This window comes from Virgibacillus sp., from assembly GCF_013393565.1.
Lineage (GTDB): Bacteria > Bacillota > Bacilli > Bacillales > Amphibacillaceae > Virgibacillus > Virgibacillus dokdonensis.
The window spans coordinates 13,251-34,074 of sequence record NZ_JABXHF010000026.1 but is presented as its reverse complement, the minus strand read 5'-3'; the positions used below and the strand labels follow the sequence as shown (position 1 = coordinate 34,074).

Below are 20,824 nucleotides of genomic sequence, written 5' to 3'. Positions count from 1 at the left end.
CTCCTTAGATTTTACCTACTAGGTCAAGGCTTGGTTTAAGTGTTTCTTCGCCTTCTTTCCATTTTGCAGGACATACTTCACCTGGATTGTTACGTACATATTGTGCAGCTTTGATTTTATCAGCTAATGAGCTAGCATCACGGCCGATACCATCCGCATTGATTTCTACAGTTTGGATAACGCCATCTGGATCAATGATGAATGTTCCACGATCAGCAAGACCAGATTCTTCATTTAACACATCAAACATACGAGTAAGTGTTTGTGCAGGATCGCCAATCATTCCGTATTCAATTTTATTAATTTTATCAGACGCATCGTGCCAACCTTTGTGTACGAAGTGTGTGTCTGTAGAGCAAGAATACACTTCAGCACCTAATTTTTTCAAATTTTCATATTCGTTTTGTAAATCTTCTAGTTCTGTTGGGCATACGAATGAGAAGTCTGCTGGGTAAAAGCAAAGCACTGTCCATTGCCCTTTGAAATTTTCCTCTGTAACATCGATAAATTCACCTTGCTTAAAGGCTTTTGCAGAGAATGGTTGTACTTCGGTTCCTATTAAAGACATAATTATCTTCCTCCTAGAAGTATTTTGATGTATGAGCTAAAAAGCAAAAGCTTTAGCTATAATAATTCTAATTACACATCTATTATTAATTAGTAGTTGTTTTTTGTCAAGCATTTACCTTTTTTACTGAAAATGACTGTGTTTGCTAGGTAAGCTGTGGTTACATCCATACATAAATTAAGTAATAAATGTATGAAAAAGTAATTGAAAATGATACTCAATGATGATGGAAAATGTAGGATAGTTATAAAGAGATGTTATATTTTTAGCGCAAATGAAACGTTTATTTTAGAAATTTGTAAAGTCGCTGAAGTTCAAAATTATCCACGAGTCGCTACACCTTAAACCAATAAAAAAACAGTAGCGTTTTATAATTGCTACTGTTTTTTGGTTGGGCTTGCCGCACGACGTCGGCATACCCTGTTTTAGTGGCATGATTCCTAAATCTTTCGTTGATGCTTTCTACTCGCTGTGTTGCTAAAGGGGCGCCCCGAGCCTTTGTCCACGCTAAGGCACTTTTTTAAAAGTAGAAGGGGGTGGATGCTCATCTTCATAAAATAGATGTACAGTTGGGTCGATTTTCCCAATTCCTAAATACCTTGCCTTATAGTCGTGGAGCAAGGTAAAGAATTTTTTGCTTAAGATTAAAATCACCGTAACATTGATAAACGTAGGAATAGCAGAAGCTATATCGGCAAAATACCAGACCGTTTGACCTGTTAAACCATAGCTTACGGCATAGATGACTAAAGCCGTTCCTGGTATAGGGTAAAACCAATTGTAAAACGTCAACACACCTCTTTTAAAAGCGCGCTTTTGATTTCGTAATAGGTGGCGCAGTAGCACTTCATAATATACGAACCAACCTGTTAAGGTTGTTAATCCAAATAAGAAGATCGAAATGGTGATGACAACTCTTCCAGTGTCGCCTATTCCCATTTCAAATGCCGATAATGTTAATGCAGCACCTGACATGCCGGAAGACCATTTACCTGTAATAATGATGACAAAAGCAGTGAGGGAACAAACCACAATCGTATCAACAAATACTTCAAACGCGCCCCAAAGCCCTTGTTTAACGGGATGATTTACTTTAGCAGTTGAATGAACCATCGGGGAAGTCCCCCAACCAGCTTCATTACTATAGACGGATCTTGCCATCCCCATACTAATTGCTTGTGTTACTGCTGCGCCAGTAAACCCGCCTACAGCGGCTGTCCCACCAAACGCGCTTTGAAATATAATGGAAAACACGTCGCCAATTTGGGTGACATGGCTCAAAATAATATACAAACCAGACAGAATGTAAAATAACACCATAATGGGAACTAATTTTGCTGCAAACTTCCCAATATGCTTTAAACCACCATAGATGACGTAATATGTAATTACCATAAGTGTTAAGGAGACAGGGATCATGCCAATATCAAATGTAGAACTTACTGCTTCGGAGATCGTGTAGTTTTGCAGTGTAAAAAAGAAGGTGCCAAAAATACCGCAACCAAACAGAATGGCAGGGATCATCCAGTAGCGGAAATTCTTCTCTTCTCCAAGTCCTTTTTCCATATAATAGGTTGGACCGCCATACGGTTCGCCGTTTTCATCTGTGCTGCGATAATGAACAGACAAGGTTACTTCAACGGTTTTTATAATCATACCAAATAGGGCACAAATCCAAAGCCAAAATACAGCACCTGGCCCGCCAACGGCAATTGCAGTGGAGGCTCCGCCAATATTGGCAACACCAACAGAACCGCCAATAGCTGTACTAACAGCTTCAAAGGAGGAAATAATCCCTTTGGAGGACGTATCATCATTAGTGGCCTTCTTTTTAAAGATACTTAGCAATGTTTTTTTAAGAATATGTGGCAAATAAAGAAATTGAAAAAATTTACTCCGAACGGAAAAATACACGCCCGTAAAGAGAATAGCAATAAGAAGAGGCAGTCCCCAAAGAAACTCTGAAATAGATTGCAGAATAACTTGCATACGTTTGCTCCTTTTCATTTTTTGCTTAAGTAGAGATAAAAGTTAAAGTTGTTAATTTTTTAATAATAACAAAAATTACCTTGATATTCAAATTGGTTTAACACCCAAAAGTGTTTGATGTTCCAAAAACAACAATATGGTGCAGTAGCATCATCTTTTTACAAGAGAGGCTCAAATTTACTGGTGGCAGCGATCTTAAAATTGCTGCCAAAAAGATATAAAAAATTGTTATCATAATAGTGTTACTTTTTGTACAATAGTGTTAAGGAGGTTGATATGATGTTACATTCCAGAGAGGAAATATTGCATATAACCAAACAATTAGTACACATGGAAAGCGTGGTAAATACAGATGGGGAAAAAACGATAGCATCTTCATTGTATTCCATTATTTCCAATTATCCCTATTTCAGAGGGCATGCTGATCAAGTGCTTTTACAGCCGACAGCAAATGATCATATGGAAAGATATAATGTGCTTGCGTTCGTAAAAGGGACAAAAGGAAACAGTAATCGAACGGTCATTCTTATGGGACATATGGATACGGTTGACACATTTGATTTTCAACATTTACAGCATGTAGCTTGTTCTCCAGAGGAGTTGATGGAACATCTAAAAGGGGAGCAATTGCCTTCTACGGTAAAAGCAGACTTAGAATCAGGGGATTGGTTGTTTGGTCGTGGAGCTTTAGATATGAAAAGCGGTCTTGCTAGTCATTTATATTTGTTGAAATATTATGCCAACCATCCCGAGGAACTGAAGGGGAATTTGCTATTTTTAGCAGCTTGCGATGAAGAAGATAGTTCACATGGTATTTTATCGGCGATACCGCTATTAAAATCATGGAAAAGGGAAAAAGGTTTTGAATATGTAGCTGCCATTAATTCTGACTTTGTTGCTCCAGCATTTGCAGGAGATGAAAATCGCTACATATATAAAGGTACAGTAGGGAAATTGCTTCCGACATTTCTTGTTCAAGGAGCAGAAACACATGTTGGCTCGTGCTTCGAAGGGTTTGATCCGAATTTTATAGCAGCTGAGTTAACAAATCAAATCAATTATAACCCACATCTTTGTGATGATGCACATGGAGAAGTGACGCATCCACCTGTTTCTTTAAAGCAAACCGATTTGAAGCCAGCTTATACAACACAAACTGCTTTGGCGGCTTACGTATACTATAATTTTTTTACCCATTCCTGGTCGCCGGCAGAAGTTCTGGAAACATTGAAAGGGGAGGCTTACATTGCTTTTGAGCGGGCTATTGAAAAATTGCAACAGCGCTATCAGCAATTTGGTCAGCTTCGAGGAAAATCGCCTGCACCGCTTGGATGGAAGCCAAGAGTACTAACTTATGAAGAAATGGAAAATAGGTTAAAAAAGGAGCATGGTGAGCCTTTTATACAGCATATCCAAGCGTTTAAAGATTTTCTTTTGCAACAAGAAAATCTGGATACCCGTTTATTTTCTGTTTATATCGTGGAAGAGGCTTGGAAATGGATGACAGATAAAACACCAGCAATTATTTTATTTTATGCTTCTCTTTACTCACCAAGAGTGGACTTATCGGAGGACAATGAAAAAGAAGCGACACTCATCAAAGCTTTGGAGAAGGCGGTCACCGAATTACAACCAAACTATTCGCATCCTTTAGTAACAAGAAATTTTTTTCCACATATTTCAGATATGAGCTTTGTGGCGATTAGAGATTCACAAGCAGATATTCAAGCTGTTACCCAGAACAGCCCAAGTTGGGGTAGCAAACATTTTGTCCCTTATGAGGATATACGGGAATTAAATATACCTGTAATCAACATCGGCCCGTACGGTATGGATGCGCATAAGCGTTTGGAACGAGTAGAGATGACATATTCTTTTGAAATCGTGCCAAACTTAACAAAGCGTGTGATTGAATTATTGGGAATGTGACGTAGAAAAACTACCTGCTGAGAAGCAGGTAGTGGGAGTTAGTTTGTATTTGTTTCATATTTTTAAAAATTTTTTTAAAATGCTACTTACATCGCTTTGCGAATGATTGCTTGAACTTCTTCTAATTTTGGCTTTCTAGGGTTGGTTGCAGCCGTAGCGTCCTTCATAGCGTTTTCTGCTAGGGTAGGGATGTCTTCTTCTTTTGCACCAAGTTCTTTAAAGCCAGATGGAATATTTAAGTCTCTCGATAAACGCTCAATGGCAGCAATTGCTTTTTCAGCTGCTTCACGTTTGCTTAATCCGTCTACATTTTCACCTAAATAGGCTGCCATTTTAGCAAAACGATCTTCGCGACCTACAAGGTTGTAATGGCACACATGTGGTAAAAGGATGGCGTTACATACACCGTGTGGCAAGTTATAGAACCCGCCCATTTGGTGAGCAATTGCATGCACATACCCTAACGAAGCGTTGTTAAATGCCATGCCGGCTAAGAATTGTGCGTAAACCATTTTTTCACGTGCTTCGATATCTTGTCCATTGGCAAATGCTCGTGGTAAATATTCAGGAATAAGTTCAAATACTTTTTCAGCAGCTGAATCTGTCATTGGAGTTGCCGCTGTTGATACGTAAGCTTCTACAGCATGAGTTAAAGCGTCTAATCCTGTAGCAGCAGTTAGTGCTGGTGGTAGACCAACCATTAAATCTGGATCGTTAATGGATACTAAAGGCGTTACATGCTTATCAATAATAGCCATTTTTACATGACGCTTTACATCAGTTATTATTGTAAACTTCGTCATTTCACTTGCTGTTCCAGCTGTTGTGTTAATGGCGATTAATGGAACTAATGGGTTCTCTGATTTATCTACACCCTCATAATCGTGGATCGTTCCACCGTTAGATACAACAAGTCCAATACCTTTAGCGGCGTCATGTGAAGATCCTCCTCCTAATGATACAAGAGAGTCACAATTGGCAGCTTTATATGCTTCTACACCATCTGCTACGTTTTTGTCTGTAGGGTTTGGCTCAGCTTTTGGATAAACTTCTACTTCTAGCCCAGCTTCTTTAATGATGTTCGCAATTTTGTCTGCGATACCTAATTTAAATAGTCCCTCATCTGTTACTAATAAGGCTTTCTTCGCATTTACATCTTTTAAACGGGAACCAGTTTCTTGAATACTTCCTGAACCAAATAAGTTAATGGAAGGCATTGAAAATTGACTTTGCGCTGTCATGTTCTTCATCTCCTTATTGAAACTATTTTTGTAATTAGCAGAAAAGTCCTATATATAATCTGCTATATATTTCCTCTTCTCCTTCAATATAGCATAATGGAAATAATATTCAACAAAAAAGATCAAAAAACGACAAATATCCACAAAATCATTACATATGTGAATATATGATGGTAAAAACACCCGTATACTCCTAATTGCTCGTAATTTCACAAGTGAATGTTATTTTTTCACAAATAATAAACTAAAATAAATTTATTTAAAGGGGGAAGGTCGCTTTAGGCTACGGTATTTTATTGTAGGAAAATTGTCTTGCATGGAGGAAATTAGCATTATATTAATAAGCAACATATAGATATATTATCCAATATGTTTTGAAGCCATCTTCAATAGATGAATATCAAGTTTAGAAAGCCATGAGACAATGCCCCACGGCTTAAAACTTTAACACCTTATGCTTCTGTAAAAAAGCCATTGTTAGTAGCGACATCTTTAAACCAATAACCGCTTTTCTTAATGGAACGTTTCGCGTTATTATTTAAATCAACGGAAACTAAGCCGTAGCGATTTTTATAGGCATTCATCCAAGACCAATTATCCATAAATGTCCATACGTGATACCCTTTAACGTTAGCTCCTTCTTCTAATGCCTTGTGGACCCATTTTAAATGATCTTTGTAAAAATCAATTCGATAATCATCTTGAATGATTCCAGAATCATCTTTAAATCGCTGCTCATTTTCTACGCCCATACCATTTTCAGAAATGAAGCACTCTACATTATTATAGTTATCTTTTAAGTTGATTAAAATATCATAAATTCCTTTTTCATATATTTCCCAACCACGATAGGGGTTCATTTTTCTGCCCGGCATGTCATAAGCGTCAAAAAAATGCTCAGGCATTATAGGGGCGTCTGGGTGAGCGGCATATTCTTTTGCTTTTACTCGACGGGGCTGATAATAGTTTACCCCTAAAAGGTCAATCGTATAATTTGAGAAAATTACTTGATCCTCCGTTTGAGTGACTGGTAACAGGTCATGTTTTTCCAGTAATTGGATAAGTTCTTTCGGGAATTCACCTTTTACAGAGACATCTAAAAAAGAGCGGTTAAAAAATAAATCTGCAATTTTCGCAGCTTTTACGTCAGCTGCGTGACTGCTTCTTGGATAAGATGGGGTTACATTTAAAATGATACCTATCTTTCCTTGTTGCCTTTCTTCTTTATAGGCTTGGATCGCTTTGGCACTAGCTAAAGCAGAATGATATCCTACTTGAACAGCTCGTTTGAAATCAACGACATTTGGATAGTGCATATCATATAGATAGCCAGCCTCTACGGGAACAATGGGTTCATTCTGTGTAAACCATTTGCTCACTTTAGGACCAAATAATTGGAAACAAGTACGAGCATATGCTTGAAAGGCTTCGACAACATCGCGGTTTTCCCAGCCACCTATCTGTTGCATAGCTAGCGGCATATCAAAATGATAGAGGTTTACAAAAGGCTCAATCCCTGCATTGATTAGCTCATCCAGTACGTGATGGTAAAAATTCACCGCTGCTGGATTCACCTCTCCTGTACCATTTGGCATAAGACGTGACCAGGAGATAGACATACGAAAGGAATTATGACCTAACTTTTTCATTAAGGCAATATCTGTTTGATAGGCTTCATAAAAACGGGACGCTTCACTGGGACCGACTTGTTGAAAAAAGCGATTCGGTTCTTGTTCATACCAATAATCCCAAATATTTTTTCCTTTACCGTCAATTGCTGCAGCACCTTCTGTTTGCGTAGCTGAAGCAGCGCTTCCCCACCAAAAGTCGTTAGGAAATGTGTATTGTGACATAGTTACCACCTTTTCTTATGATTTAGATTGAAGGAAATGATAGGTTGCCCCGATAAGATTTGCCTGTTGTAGAAAAGTACAAGTAGTTACTTTTCCGTGCGGGTTGCCTATTCCCATTGATTGTTGAACATCCTGTATGCTAGTAGAAAGGGAAGACATAAAATCTTGCCTTGCACTAATACCCCCACCGATTAAAATAAGTTCAGGATCATACATATGCTGTAAGTTGTATATGCCTGTTGCTAAAACAAAATAAAATTCCTCGATAGCTTGCTGACAAATCTCATCTCCATTGTTAGCCATGGAAAAAATTTGTTCTCCGGATAACGAGTTTGCTGAAATCCCTTTTTGTTCAGCGACTTTTCGTACGATGGCAGAAGTAGATCCCATCTGACTCCAATATTCGATTCGTTTGGTTTTTGGATCTGCAAACAAAATAGCGTAGCCGAACTCTCCACCATAAAGATGCGCACCACGATATAATGCACCGTTTGAAATGATAGCTCCACCAATACCTGTACCAATGACAATGACCAATGCATCTTGTAGTCCAACAGCGCCGCCTTTCCATAACTCCGCAAGTGCTGCACAGTTTGCGTCATTTTCCACTGCGACTGGCATGTCTGTTGCTTCATGCAGTACCTTCTTTAAAGCGATGTCGTGTAAATAAGGGATGGCACTCGTCCCTTGTACTTCACCATCAGCCGTAATCGTTCCTGGACAACTAATCGCTAGTCCTTTAATTTCTTTCTTTTGTTTTACTTGCTGCACTGTTTGTTGGATAAAATCCAATAAATCTTGTAAATGATCGGGAGTTGGGATTTTGTCTTCTAAAGAAATGTTTGCTTCTTCATCTATTACTGCGTATTTGATATACGTTCCGCCAAAGTCAAATGCAAGGTATTGTTTCATTGTATAGCCCCTTTTCTTTTACCTTGTAGCTCATTAGATCTTGTGTTTTTTATACAATCGTAAAGTAGAAAATGCTTAGCTGTTATAGCACTATAGGAAAGCATCAGATTTTTTGGTTTATAGTATAAGAAAAAGTTTCTTTTCAAAAACCCTTGTTGAAACACAGTAGTAGGCTTATCTAGTGGCGACGAACTTTAAGCCTTGAGCATTTATGTTTAGAATCGCTTATTCTTCATGTTATGACCTTGTCTATAAGCGTGTTCCGTATGAATCCATTTGCTTATATTTTCTCTGTACATGCTAATGTACTGCGAATAAATCATATCAATAATAATGAGCAGCGGGATCTGTACAGAGATTTGTCCAACTTCATTTGTGTTTTGTAAACTTGAAGTCAGTAAAGTAACATTTGCCAGTTCTTTTATTTCTTCTGAATGATTTGAAGTGATGATAACAATCGATGTCCCTTGTTGTTTAAGCTGTTGTAGGGAGTCAAGAACATATTGGTTTTCTGCTCGTAACGACAAATAAATAACTAAATTATCTTCATTTAAAAGGGAAGAGACCATCTCGATGGAATTATGATCTTGCACTACTTCAATAAATTTACCAATCCTAGTAAATCGAAATTTGAAATCAGCTCCAGCAATTGCGCTTAATCCTAATCCGTACACATGAATGATCTTATGATTGTAAATATAATCGCATACCGTTTTAATATCTTGTATATCTAGATTTTCATCAATCGTATTAATCAATTCTTTATAACGAAATTTAAGATTATGTGTCACATTGTTTTTATCAATAGTATGCTCTTCTAACGCATTTCGATAGGCATAGATAAATTCCTTATAGTTTTCAAAGCCTATTTTTTGACAAAACCTTGTAATAGAAGCAGTAGATACATTTATTTTTTTTGCAATTGCCGACTGTTTGAGAGGAGGATTTCCCTCTAAAAAATAAGCAGCAATTTGTTCATCTACTACTGTAAACTTCAATCTAGAACTTTCAATTAATAAAAATAGATCACTGTTAATCAACCGTACCACCCGCTTCATTTAGACCTTAATATCATGTGTTGATTCCATTATAATATATTCTTACGACCTAGCGTCTATAAAGTAATTCGTCTACACGCTTTTTTTAAGGGATAAGAAAGTATAAAAATTTGATGCTATGGGATAACCAAATAACCGAATGAGCCACGTCCGGCTCCATCGCCCAGCAACTAGGCGACTTCACGAATCGCCTTAAGCTAAGTCATCATCGGTTCGTTCTAAATAGGAAGGCCGACTAAAGACGGGCTTGCCGCCCAACGCCGGCATACTCCTGTTGCAGGAGCATAATTCCTAAAACTTCAGTTGATTCGCTCCACTCGCTACGTTGCTAAACGGGCGCCCCGAGCCTTTGTTAAGAAAAAATAAAGCGGTTGAGCACGTTCATTAGTTTGTATATTCAGAGGGGGAAGAAATAGCCCCCTCTCTGAATAGATGGTAAAAAGGTCCGCACAAGCTAGATAGTTCTATATGATTATTTAAATTCGATATATATTGTTTTAACTTCTTTTGGCTTAAAGCTTCCTAAATGAATGGTTTGGCTACTTCTTTGGTTGGATTTATCCAGTTTCTCTTCCATCGTTGTAAACTGCCAAAAGCGGACGTTTTCTTTGCAGGTTAGCTCGCCACCATCTTCCATAGCTTGGTTTGTCGGATTGAAAAAGCGTAAGATCATTCCTTTACTTTGACGTGCTTTTTTACATGAACTAAATACAACTTGTTTCACATTTGTCGCATCCACCAAAGAATAGGTTTCTGGTACTTGAAAAGGGAGTGGTTGCATCACAAAGTATTTTAGCGTATTCGTAAATTGGTTTAAGCTTTGCTGTTGATAGTAAGGAATCGACATGGCATATTTTTGGTAATCTGCAAATGCGCAAGCTTGATTACATGTACGCCCAATGCGAACAGAGACCTTAAATGTTAATGATTTAAGCAATTGGCTATCAGGTGTTTCGATATATTTGAACTGATTACCAGAAGCCACCCCTGGTCGCCGTTTCAAATCTGGTTTACCAAGATAGCCTACTGCACGAAATAGCGTGAGTGCTATATCTTTTTCTTTAGAACCGATAATTTCGTATTCTTTGATCCCTTTTGTAAAGGCGGTCACGCTTTTTTGTTGGTCATGCAATTGAACAAAGCTAAGCATCGGATAAATACCTGTTGGCTCTTCTTTCCAGCCCTTTTCCAGCCAATGTTTGAAGTTAGGGTCAGTTACAGGACGAGATATAGTCCCGAAAGGTGTATCAGCAATACTTTCCTCTGTATTTACTCCACCATTTATTAGTAAGCGCATGCGATGATCCATTGCTTGATTATTTATTTTCAAATGAATATCTACAGCCTGCTTATGCGCTTCTAACCCAATAGTGCAGGTGTAAGGAATCAATGCCGTAGCAGTTCCTTGTTCGCGTTCGTGCTGGTTTTTAGGGACAACAAAATTTCCGTTAAGCTTCAGTGTGCTTTTCCAAGTTCCTGGATTGCTAGAAACACTAGCTGTGTCAAATTTAAATTGTAATTTCCAGTCATTTTCTGGTTGCGAGTAGTCGTAGTTATCTCCGTCATCACCAGCATCTTCAACAAGTAAGAAATTAGGATATAAGGTGTTACTTTCTTTGTCGAGAACGTGAACACTGCCATTCTTAACTTGTACTTGATAATATTCATTTTCAATTGTATTTGGAGTGACCTCTTGCTTCTCGGAAGCAGGAACTGTTTCCATACGATCTTCTTCCAATACAATATCAAGCACTTCATAGCCAAGCGGTTGTAATTTTACAGGCAAGGCAATTTCGATTTCGTAATAATACGATGCAGGAGCAGGATCGATTGTTTTACGAATCGGTGCATTGGAATGCTTCGTTATATTTCGGATGTCATAATCCAATTTTTGTTCTCCATGATATATAGAAAAGCTCGTCTCTGGTAATGATAAAGCAATGGTAATAACTTGCTCTCTTATTATTGGTAACGTGTTAAAGATAGTTACTTGATTATTTTTTACATTATTCCTTGATTCACTGATTTTTCGTGTTAAGTAATCGACGACAGAATAGGAAAGTTGGTCAGCTTCAATAAAGCGTTGTAAAATGGCTTGGTTTGTTTTATCGCTATTACAGCCACCAGCACTATCATGAGCGTGGTTACGTAATGTTAATTTCCAAATTTTATCTATAAGCGCTTGTTTATATGGAATTCCTAGCTGGTCTGCTAGGCTCATTAATGGCTCAATTTGAAAAATTAACCGACGTTCTATTTTATCGTTCAAATATTTGTGATCATAGCGAGATGAGTAAATAGAACGATGAATTTTAGAAACTTCCGCATTCAATAATTCTCCTTGGACAGTTGGTAAATCCTTCGCTTCTTTCTCGATGCCTGCAAAGAGGTGATCGTAGTTACTTTCGATGAAGTGATCATCTGTAAGCTGTTCGTTATAGTGAGCAATCCGTTCTTTTAAATTAAAATCGACATATCGTTGATCCCCACCCACCGGTAGAGCAATATGAGATGAAGTGGTATTCTGTTTTATTTGCTCTAATAAAGGCTTTGCATAGTCTACTTCAATGAGTTGTACACCGACAAAGTAACCATCTTTTATATTGTAGGTTAATAGATTAGATCCATCCTCTGACTGCCAGTAGAATTCTCTCGTGTTTAATTGGTCAGAGGACAATCCGCGCCAAAAGACAGCTTTATCAATCGCAAATTGTGAAAAAATCTTTGGCATATCAATGGATTGTCCGAACGCATCTGGGATATACCCTAATCGATCTGCTCCGCCTAATGCATCTCCAGATTCAATACCAAGCTGCAAATTGCGGACGAGCGATTCACCACGAATAATCATTTGATCGGATTGTGTGTACCAAGGACCAACTTTTAATTTTCCAGCTGCGATGAGTGATTGTAATATTTGTTGTTTATCTGGGTGTACCTCCAGGTAATCTTCCACTATACTCATTTGTCCGTCCAGCATATAGTAGTCGAGGACACCATCTTCTAACGCTTTGATTACCTCATCTATATGGTAACAAAGCTGGATAAATGATTCGCTACTTGTAAAATACCACTCATAGTCCCAATGTGTATGAGCGATCACATGAATTTTCGTTTTCATTTCAACAACACCCTAATCTGTTAGTCACTTTGAGCAAGTAATTTATTTTGAATAATCGCATGCAATTCCTCAGCTGTTGCAGCTTCCATAATCGATTTTGTAAATGCTTCATCAATTAATGCCCGAGAAATTGTACTGAGTAATGTGAGATGCTCTTGATTTTTCCCTTCAGGAATAGCAAGGGCGAACGTCATATGAACAGGTTGATGATCCATCGATTCCCACTCAATTGGGTTCGTAAATTTCACTAACATCAGTGCAGGTTTCTTCACTGTTTTATGCTTACAGTGAGGAATAGCAATGGAGCTCTTAAAACCTGTCGTAACCTCTTGCTCACGTTTTTTTAGCCCTTTATAATATGCTTTAGCCGATTTAACAATCTCTTTTTCTTTTGCAAAGTCAGCAATAAATTGTAAAGCTTCATCTTTTGTCGTTACGGAAGAATCAAAAGTAATATGTTGTATATCTAAGATCGATGTCACCATGATTTATTCCACCTTTTTCTTTGTAAATCCAATAATAACGGCTGTAACGAGTACCCCTGTCATGACACTGAAAATCCATGTAACAAAAGGAATAGGCTGTTCAATATATCCGACAAATGTACCAAGTGGAGAGCCGATACCGCCGTAAAATTTGGCGCCTAATCCCGCTGCAAGTCCTCCAGCAACTGCTGAACCAGCAACAAAGGCAGGGATCATTCGAATTGGGTCTTGTGCCGCAAAAGGTATAGCACCCTCTGTTACACCAACCATCCCCATACCAAATGCACTATGTGCAGATACTTTTTCGGTTGGTGAAAATTTCTTTTTAAAGAGTATAGAGGCAAGCCATATTCCAAGTGGAGCAACAGAAATCGCTGCTTGAGTTGCTGTCTGTGGTACAAAGTTAGCACCTTCAATGCCATATTTAGCAACGGTGTCCGTAAAGACTGCTGTACCAAAAACAAGTGCTGTTTTATTAATTGGTCCACCAAGGTCAAAGCCGACCATTGCGCCAATAATAATACCTACAATTACTGGTGCTGCCGCATAATTTTCATTTAAAGTCGTTAACCCTTCATATAAGAAGTCCATCATAGAGGCCATTGGATTTCCAATCACGTATAGGACAAAAATAGAAATAATTAATGTACTTACTAATGGTAGTAGCATGATTGGTACGATAGGCTGAATGATTTTTGGATACGGAATTTTTTTAAGCCCTTTGACAAGATACCCAGCTGCAAAGGCAACTAGAATAGCTGCTAAAAATCCTCCTCCAGCTTCAGCGCCAAGCATTTCTGCATCATTGGCAATATAGGTTCCAATCATGGCTGCTGCAATTGCTGGTTTTCCGGCGATAGAGTTCGCAACAAATCCAGCAAACAAAGGGATCATTAATAGGAAACCGACTTGCCCAACACTGAACAAGTTGGACATTAAATCGCCCATAAATGTAGAAGTATCAAAACCCCAGTTGACAATTCTTCCTGCATCATCTTTTTGGAATGCGTATACATTGGCAATAGCTAAAATAAGTCCGGAAGCAATAACCATTGGGATCATGTAGGAAATACCTGCCATAATATGCTGGAAGAAACCGCCTTCTTCTGTTTTGCCCATCTTTGCTACTCCCGCTTTTGTTCCCTTTTCACCGTAAATAGGAGCCTCATTTAAAGCCTTTTCAATTAAAGCCTCAGGATTTTTAATTGCTTCTGCTGCTCGTACTCTTAATACACGCTTACCTGCAAAACGTGTCATATCGATATTAATTTCTACAGCTAGTATTACTACGTCAGCTGCTTCAATTTCCTGAGCAGTTAGTTTGTTTTCGACACCGATGGAACCTTGTGTTTCCACTTTGATGTCGTAACCTTTAGCAACGCCAGCCTTTTCTAAAGATTCGGCGGCCATATACGTATGGGCTATTCCGGCTGAACAAGCTGTAACACCAACAATTTTCTTTTTAGACATAGTAGCTCACCTTTCTGTGGTTGTATTCATTAAATAAAGATGGGAAAGGAATACACTTAGTCATGCTCCCTTTCATTGTTTTTCATGTATCTAGATACAATAAGAAACATGTAGGATGAATCTTGGCTAATTAGCTATGGTTTCATTATATGTGTGTCTTTGTGTAATGTATATATCTACAAGTAATTCTGTATAAAGTATCTTTTTTATGCGTTTTCATGAAAATACTTTCAAAGTAAGTAGCTTTTATAGTTTTTAATATGGATAAGTATAAAGTTTTAGGGTTTATATTGAAGTGGATTCTTACATTGAATGATTTGAAAGAATCCCTCTTGGGGATAGCACTTCTTTTATTTTTTGCACCTTAGTTTTTATTGAATACCACTTGGAAGAAGCAAATTGGAAGTAATTTAATCTGGAATTATTCATAGGAATAATTTGCTAACTAACTAACGCTTATAAATTAAGGAATAAAATATTTTGGTTAAATCAGATAACTTCGAAATTTAAGCTGTGTATCAATCCTTTTCTGGAAGATACGACAACGAGTCAAAATTTTATAGTTAGAGTTAGCTAGCGGAGGAAAAACACGGATACTCCGGCGGGAAAGCACACCACGTAGGAAAAAAGTGAACTGCTTTTTTTGAGGAGGCTGAGCACTAGCCTGCGGAAAGCGTAGTGTTTTTACGTAGTGGGGCGGAATTAAAATTTGATAAAGAGTCATGATTTTTGTCTTATTTTGATTCATTCATACCGTTTATATTTTTTCTGCAATGATTTTAAAGGTATAAATCATTTAGGTAAAATTATTCTATCTTTTCAGAATATACTGTCTAAATCTATAGTGGTTTGTTATACTAAAGGAAATTATCATCGCTCACGAACCATTTGTGTTAATGACTCTAAGGTGGTATGTTCAAGTGTTGGCTTGGCGTTAATCCCAATTTTATTACAGTATATATCAATCAATTGTCTAGATATTAGCTTTTAGGTAATTAAGTAAAAGGAAATTGTCAATAATCAGTAAATAATTCACTACTGCAAACGAAAGAGGCTGATTCACTGGAATGCCAATTCCGATTCTTCAGTAATAAAGGAATTGACTCTATACTTCCATCTTTCTAAATAAACTCAAACTTCCTTTCCCTCACCGCCTGATTGGGAAAAACAGGAACTTCCCCCCTCTGTCCTACTTATGCTTCGATCCTGAATGTTAAATCGAAGCAGTACTTGTTGCAGCGGCTCCAGAACGCGCTTATAAATGCCTACGGAAATAAAGACAGTTGCCATCCCATATAAGAAGCCTCCAATTACATCGGTTGGAAAATGTACACCAAGATAAATTCTCGTCATTAAAATAAAACCAATTAATACGAGTACAGCCAACCCGACTGCCGTTTTTTTCCAGTATTTATTTGTAAGAAGAATGAGCACCAGTCCAAGAATTCCATAAAAAATGGTCGCCGACGTTGCATGGCCGCTTGGGAAGCTCTCTGTTGTTTTTTCAATCAATGGAAGAATGTTCGGTCGTGCTCGGCCCATTACCTTTTTAATCAGCTTTGTGCCAATTGCCGCAAAGCAAAGAACAGTTCCACCAAGCCAAAAGCCAGCCAAATACCATCTCTTAATAAAAAGAAAAATAACAAATGCTATTGTTAATGCGATACTCAGTCTTATGTTGCCAATCTCCGATAATATTGAGAGGAAGGCTGTTTTTGTATCGGTGACATTAGTTTGGATCACTTCAATTATTGCCAAATCAATATTTTCTATTGACGTGCTTTCTTGAAAGACTCCTAAACTAACAATCCCAAAAAGAATCATAAAAATAATACCAACGAAAATAAATAACCATGAAAAATCTTTTTTAACCTTCAATTTGTAATCCTACTTTCCGCTCCAGTTGTTGACATTTTGTCACCAACTATGTATATTACTATATAAATTCACTCTAAACAAGGCAGGTTATAAATACAATGAAGGATCATGAGACATTTCGCAACTTCTTAAATCGTTTAATAGATGAGAGATCTTTATCTTTAAGAAAGTTAGGTAAAATCTCAGGGATTGATCATGCTACCCTTTCAAAAATTATAAATGGAAAGCGGGAGGCAAACTTAATCCATTTACAAAAGCTTTCTGTAAGTCTTGATATCGAATTAACAACATTTATGCATGCTGCAGGTTATATAACTGAACCTAAACAGAAGGAAGACTCAGATATTCAAAATTCAGTGGATTTAATACAAAAATTAATAAAAACAACCAACAACTATGATGAGGATTTTACATTTGAGAAAGTGAAACAAGAAATTGCCAAATATCAGGATTACAGTCAGACAACGGATGGTAGAAATAAGATTTTGCAGGAATTTGAGAATAAAATTGAAAAAACAGACAGCAAGGGACCCTGCATATCACAATTACGAACCATGTTTTTTCGTTTTTCTGCTAAAAAAGGTACAGTCCGTGAGATTGCTTTAATGGGAGCAGCTCTAATTTATTTTATTATAACAACTGATTTATTACCAGATTACCTGCTTCCAATTGGCTTTTTGGATGATGCAGTTATTGTGCAGGCAGTTTTACAGTATATGGACAGCAAAAAGTTCTAATATGATGAAGGATGAGATTATGGAATCAAATACATATAAGATTGATTACTTCATTCTCTTTTTAGTCTTTTGTTTGTTTATTTACAGTCTGCTTGCAGTATTTAGTGGTTCTGGCCAATACGCTCAAGGGACTCCCTTTTATTTCGTTACGAGGCAATTTATATGTTACCTTATTGGAGTCGGATTAATGCTTCTTGTAACAAGGTTTGATTATAAATTATTGGAAAAATGGGCACTGCCTATATATATTACGGGAGTTGTACTTCTTCTACTTGTCCATTTTGGGGGAACAGAAAAAAATGGTTCCAAGCGTTGGATCGACCTTGTAGTAATCGAAATTCAACCCTCTGAGTTTATGAAAATATTCCTCATTATTTACCTGGCATTTATTTTAAGAAGAGCGGGGAAGTCTCCATTAACTTTCAAGAGTAGTATTCCTATTGTTTTAAAAGTCACTTTTTATTCTCTTATTCCATTTCTACTTATATTAGTTCAGCCAGACTTGGGTTCGGCCCTCGTTATTCTAGGGATAACGATTACTTTAATTTTTAATTCTAGTATCTCTTCAAAAATGCTCGTCTTTATCATTTCTGGTATTACAACGGCTCTAGGATGTTTAGCTTATTTATTTTATTTTCAGCACGAGTTATTCACAAAAGTTCTAAAGCCACATCAATTATCGCGAATATATGGTTGGCTTGATCCTGAACAATATGCTTCAGATTATGGTTATCAATTACAGCAAGCAACGATAGGAATAGGCTCAGGACAAATGTCCGGAAGAGGGTTTACTCAAGGAGTGCAAGTACAAAGTGGTAAAATTCCAGAAGCGCATACAGACTTTATTTTTGCGGTAATCGGTGAAGAGTTTGGTTTTATAGGAACAGTCTTATTATTATTAATTTACTTTTTGTTACTCTATCGAATTATCCAGTTTGCCTTACAAACTACTAATCTATTCGGTGTTTATATTTGTGTAGGAACTGTTGGCTTGATTAGCTTACAAGTCTTTCAAAATATTGGAATGACGATTGGTTTAATGCCGATTACTGGATTGGCGTTGCCGTTTATTAGCTATGGTGGCAGTGCACTTCTAACTAATTTCGTTGCTTTAGGACTAGTATTCAGTGTGCAAAAGCATTCTAAGCAATTTATGTTTAGCGACAATAAAGTTACTTAGAAAAGGCTCATAGTCCCCCTGTGCATATACATACTATTTTTGCTCAATATTTGCCTGATGCACAAGGCGGGAGAAGCGATTATTATTTCAAGTCTAGGCTCTTTTAGCTGACTAATTCTGATTTCGTGCTCTTTTTCAACCTGCACATGTTGTTACCTGAAAGGATGGTATTTCTATGGATATCTTGCTCCTGATACAAAAGAAATTAAAAAATGTTGATTTTCCATTATTGGTTATCATTCTTTTGCTTGCTGGCTTTGGTTTAATGATGATTTATAGCAGCAGTAGTACGTTATCTTACTTAAATTATGATACAACCAATCATTTTTTTATAAAACAGCTTCAATGGTTGCTTTTAAGTATCATCCTTTTATTGATTACTATCTTTATTCCGTATCAGCTGTATAGTAAATTCAGTCCGTTCTTTGTTTTAACAACGATTATTTTATTAGTTTTGGTATTACTTCCGGGTATTGGTGTGGAAAGGAACAACTCGCAGCGATGGATCCAATTAGGCCCTTTATTGTTTCAGCCAACGGAATTAATCAAATTATTGATGCTGATTTATTTCGCATTCTTTTACTCGAAGAAACAAGATATTATTAATCAATTTAATCGTGGAGTTCTTCCACCCTTACTCGTTTTGGCGATTGTTTTTTTACTCATCTTACGGCAGCCTGATCTGGGATCTGCTGCATTAATATTGTTTGCTTGTGGCATTATTGTGCTCTCGTCTGGGGTGGCATGGAGACATCTATTGATGCTTGTAAGTGTTGGAATACTTAGCGTTATTTACTTTGCCCTTTCCTCTCCTTATCGTTTGGAGAGGCTGACTTCATTCATCGACCCCTTTAGAGATCCTGTCGGGGATGGTTATCAATTAGTCAATAGTTATATTGCCATTGGTACAGGCGGAATCACAGGGAATGGATTAGGGAGAAGTATTCAAAAGCTCGGGTTTCTCCCTGAAGCGCATACAGACTTTATAATGGCAATTGTAGTAGAGGAGCTCGGTTTAATGGGTCTTCTCTTTGTTATTGGTGCCTATATTTTTATTATGTTTAGAGGAGTAGCAATTGCTAAAGCTTGCGATAATATGTTTCCTAAATTACTAGCTATGGGAATAACCTTTCAAATCATGCTTCAGGTCATTTTCAATTTAGGTGCAGTATCCGGGCTGCTTCCAATTACAGGTATCCCTCTTCCTTTAATTAGCTATGGGGGCTCTTCCACAATCGTTACGATGACCTCCTTTGGAATATTGCTGCAGATTTCTGCCCAGGCTAATTTCAAGCCGAAAGTCAGTAAAAATCAGCTGCCGGAATACCAATTTTAGACAAGTAGTACATTATCCAACCGATTGTCCTGCTTGTTTATGTCTGCACCTTTCTCAATGAGCAATCTGACTGTTTCTACTTCATTGCTATATGTGGCAGCAAGTACAGCTGTTGTTCCTTGATCGTCGGTTGCATTTATACTTGCGCCTTCATCAAGCAATTTCTTTACTTTTGCTTTTTCCCCTCGTTCCGCAGCTTGAATTAGTTCTTGATTCAAAGCGCTCTCCTCCTTACTATTCATTTGTTTGTTATCTACATTTGATGCATGATTGTTCTCGCATCCAGCCATGGCAAGCAAGATAACCGATAGTATTACTAAAAAAACCGTAATGGCATGACGTTCAACCGACCTCCTAATACATCAAGTTTATCTCATGTTGATGGCGCTCTGTATGTCATAGAACGTATGTGGTAGGGAAGTATAAGGGAAATTGAAAAGGATCTTGTTTTCTATTTAACCCTGCTAAAAGTTTACCATGAAATCAATTGTCAGAAAATGAAATGTTTTTCTACTTTCACTTGTGTTATAGTGAGTTCAAAGATGAGTAATTCCAAAAAAAGTTAAAGGAGAATAGGAAGATGAAGGTTAGACCATTACGAGTGAATGAAGCACCACCATTAGATTTATTATTAGAAGCAGATCCGCAATTAGACTTGGTAAAAGCATATCTTCTTAGGGGGGATTGCTATATTGCAGAAGTTCATGAAAAAAGAATCGGTGTATATGTTTTACTTCCAACTAGACCAAGTACCGTTGAGTTGGTGAACATATCTGTAGCGGAATCTGAGCAGGGAAAAGGATATGGAAAGAAGCTTGTTGGGGATGCTATTCAAAAAGCGAAAGAAAAGCGATATAAAACATTGGAAATTGGTACAGGCAATTCTAGTATAGATCAGTTAGCCATGTATCAAAAATGTGGCTTTCGAATAACTGGTGTAGACAGAGATTTTTTTGTACGTCATTACTCTGAACCTATTTCTGAAAATGGCATTTCGTGTGTTGATATGGTGCGTCTATCTATGGATCTTGCATGAAGTAACATAGGTATAAAGCTTGGATGATGGC

Annotated in this window: 16 protein-coding genes; 5 read left to right on the top strand and 11 right to left on the bottom strand. The window is 37.4% G+C overall.

The window, feature by feature from the left end; translation table 11 throughout:
• Positions 1-4 precede the first annotated feature (4 nt).
• Both ahpC and HLX49_RS07490 read right to left on the bottom strand, forming a co-directional pair.
• Positions 5-568: an alkyl hydroperoxide reductase subunit C gene (gene ahpC / locus HLX49_RS07495; protein ID WP_077702376.1), complete on the bottom strand. Its 564-nt coding sequence runs from the start codon at positions 566-568 to the stop codon at positions 5-7.
• Between the two features lie 507 nt (positions 569-1,075).
• Positions 1,076-2,557, bottom strand: a complete 1,482-nt coding sequence (locus tag HLX49_RS07490; RefSeq protein WP_101933317.1) for an alanine/glycine:cation symporter family protein — start codon at positions 2,555-2,557, stop codon at positions 1,076-1,078.
• Between the two features lie 279 nt (positions 2,558-2,836).
• Here HLX49_RS07490 and HLX49_RS07485 point away from each other — a divergent pair, with 279 nt between their 5' ends.
• A complete protein-coding gene (locus HLX49_RS07485) occupies positions 2,837-4,486 on the top strand; it encodes a M20/M25/M40 family metallo-hydrolase (protein ID WP_296361120.1) in 1,650 nt (549 codons plus the stop codon).
• An 86-nt stretch (positions 4,487-4,572) separates the two neighbouring features.
• Here HLX49_RS07485 and HLX49_RS07480 read toward each other — a convergent pair whose 3' ends face one another.
• The 8 genes from HLX49_RS07480 to HLX49_RS07445 form a co-directional block, all read right to left on the bottom strand.
• Complete coding sequence (locus tag HLX49_RS07480; RefSeq protein ID WP_077702379.1) at positions 4,573-5,727, bottom strand: iron-containing alcohol dehydrogenase; 1,155 nt, start codon at positions 5,725-5,727, stop codon at positions 4,573-4,575.
• A 452-nt stretch (positions 5,728-6,179) separates the two neighbouring features.
• Positions 6,180-7,580 carry a glycoside hydrolase family 1 protein gene (locus tag HLX49_RS07475; RefSeq protein WP_101933318.1) on the bottom strand — a complete coding sequence of 467 codons (1,401 nt, stop codon included), beginning with the start codon at positions 7,578-7,580 and terminating at the stop codon, positions 6,180-6,182.
• A gap of 15 nt (positions 7,581-7,595) precedes the next feature.
• Positions 7,596-8,492, bottom strand: coding sequence for an ROK family protein (locus HLX49_RS07470; RefSeq protein ID WP_296361113.1), 897 nt, complete (start codon positions 8,490-8,492; stop codon positions 7,596-7,598).
• Between the two features lie 215 nt (positions 8,493-8,707).
• Positions 8,708-9,532 carry a MurR/RpiR family transcriptional regulator gene (locus HLX49_RS07465; protein ID WP_164085436.1) on the bottom strand — a complete coding sequence of 275 codons (825 nt, stop codon included), beginning with the start codon at positions 9,530-9,532 and terminating at the stop codon, positions 8,708-8,710.
• A 490-nt stretch (positions 9,533-10,022) separates the two neighbouring features.
• The gene (locus HLX49_RS07460) at positions 10,023-12,671 is read right to left on the bottom strand and encodes a glycoside hydrolase family 38 N-terminal domain-containing protein (protein WP_296361112.1); all 2,649 of its coding nucleotides are present in this window, start codon (positions 12,669-12,671) and stop codon (positions 10,023-10,025) included.
• A gap of 20 nt (positions 12,672-12,691) precedes the next feature.
• Positions 12,692-13,156 (bottom strand): PTS sugar transporter subunit IIA, encoded by a 465-nt coding sequence (locus HLX49_RS07455; protein WP_077702384.1) that lies wholly within the window; start codon positions 13,154-13,156, stop codon positions 12,692-12,694.
• A 3-nt stretch (positions 13,157-13,159) separates the two neighbouring features.
• Positions 13,160-14,626 (bottom strand): PTS fructose transporter subunit IIC, encoded by a 1,467-nt coding sequence (locus HLX49_RS07450; protein ID WP_077702385.1) that lies wholly within the window; start codon positions 14,624-14,626, stop codon positions 13,160-13,162.
• Positions 14,627-15,757: 1,131 nt separating this feature from the next.
• The gene (locus HLX49_RS07445) at positions 15,758-16,504 is read right to left on the bottom strand and encodes a phosphatase PAP2 family protein (protein ID WP_077702386.1); all 747 of its coding nucleotides are present in this window, start codon (positions 16,502-16,504) and stop codon (positions 15,758-15,760) included.
• 98 nt (positions 16,505-16,602) lie between these two features.
• On the opposite strand from HLX49_RS07445, the gene HLX49_RS07440 reads away from it, so the two are divergent.
• From HLX49_RS07440 to ftsW, 3 genes are all read left to right on the top strand, one after another.
• Entirely contained in the window at positions 16,603-17,241 is a 639-nt protein-coding gene (locus tag HLX49_RS07440; RefSeq protein ID WP_077702387.1) for a DUF1232 domain-containing protein, read from the top strand.
• A gap of 19 nt (positions 17,242-17,260) precedes the next feature.
• Positions 17,261-18,421, top strand: a complete 1,161-nt coding sequence (gene rodA / locus HLX49_RS07435) for a rod shape-determining protein RodA (RefSeq protein ID WP_296361111.1) — start codon at positions 17,261-17,263, stop codon at positions 18,419-18,421.
• A 175-nt stretch (positions 18,422-18,596) separates the two neighbouring features.
• The gene (gene ftsW, locus HLX49_RS07430; RefSeq protein ID WP_077702389.1) at positions 18,597-19,757 is read left to right on the top strand and encodes a putative lipid II flippase FtsW; all 1,161 of its coding nucleotides are present in this window, start codon (positions 18,597-18,599) and stop codon (positions 19,755-19,757) included.
• Here the strand turns inward: ftsW and HLX49_RS07425 are convergent.
• On the bottom strand, positions 19,754-19,975 hold the full coding sequence (locus HLX49_RS07425; RefSeq protein ID WP_077706811.1) for an ankyrin repeat domain-containing protein: 222 nt from the start codon (positions 19,973-19,975) through the stop codon (positions 19,754-19,756). The genes ftsW and HLX49_RS07425 overlap by 4 nt on opposite strands.
• A gap of 362 nt (positions 19,976-20,337) precedes the next feature.
• On the opposite strand from HLX49_RS07425, the gene HLX49_RS07420 reads away from it, so the two are divergent.
• Positions 20,338-20,793, top strand: coding sequence for a GNAT family N-acetyltransferase (locus tag HLX49_RS07420; RefSeq protein ID WP_296361110.1), 456 nt, complete (start codon positions 20,338-20,340; stop codon positions 20,791-20,793).
• The last annotated feature ends 31 nt before the right edge of the window (positions 20,794-20,824 follow it).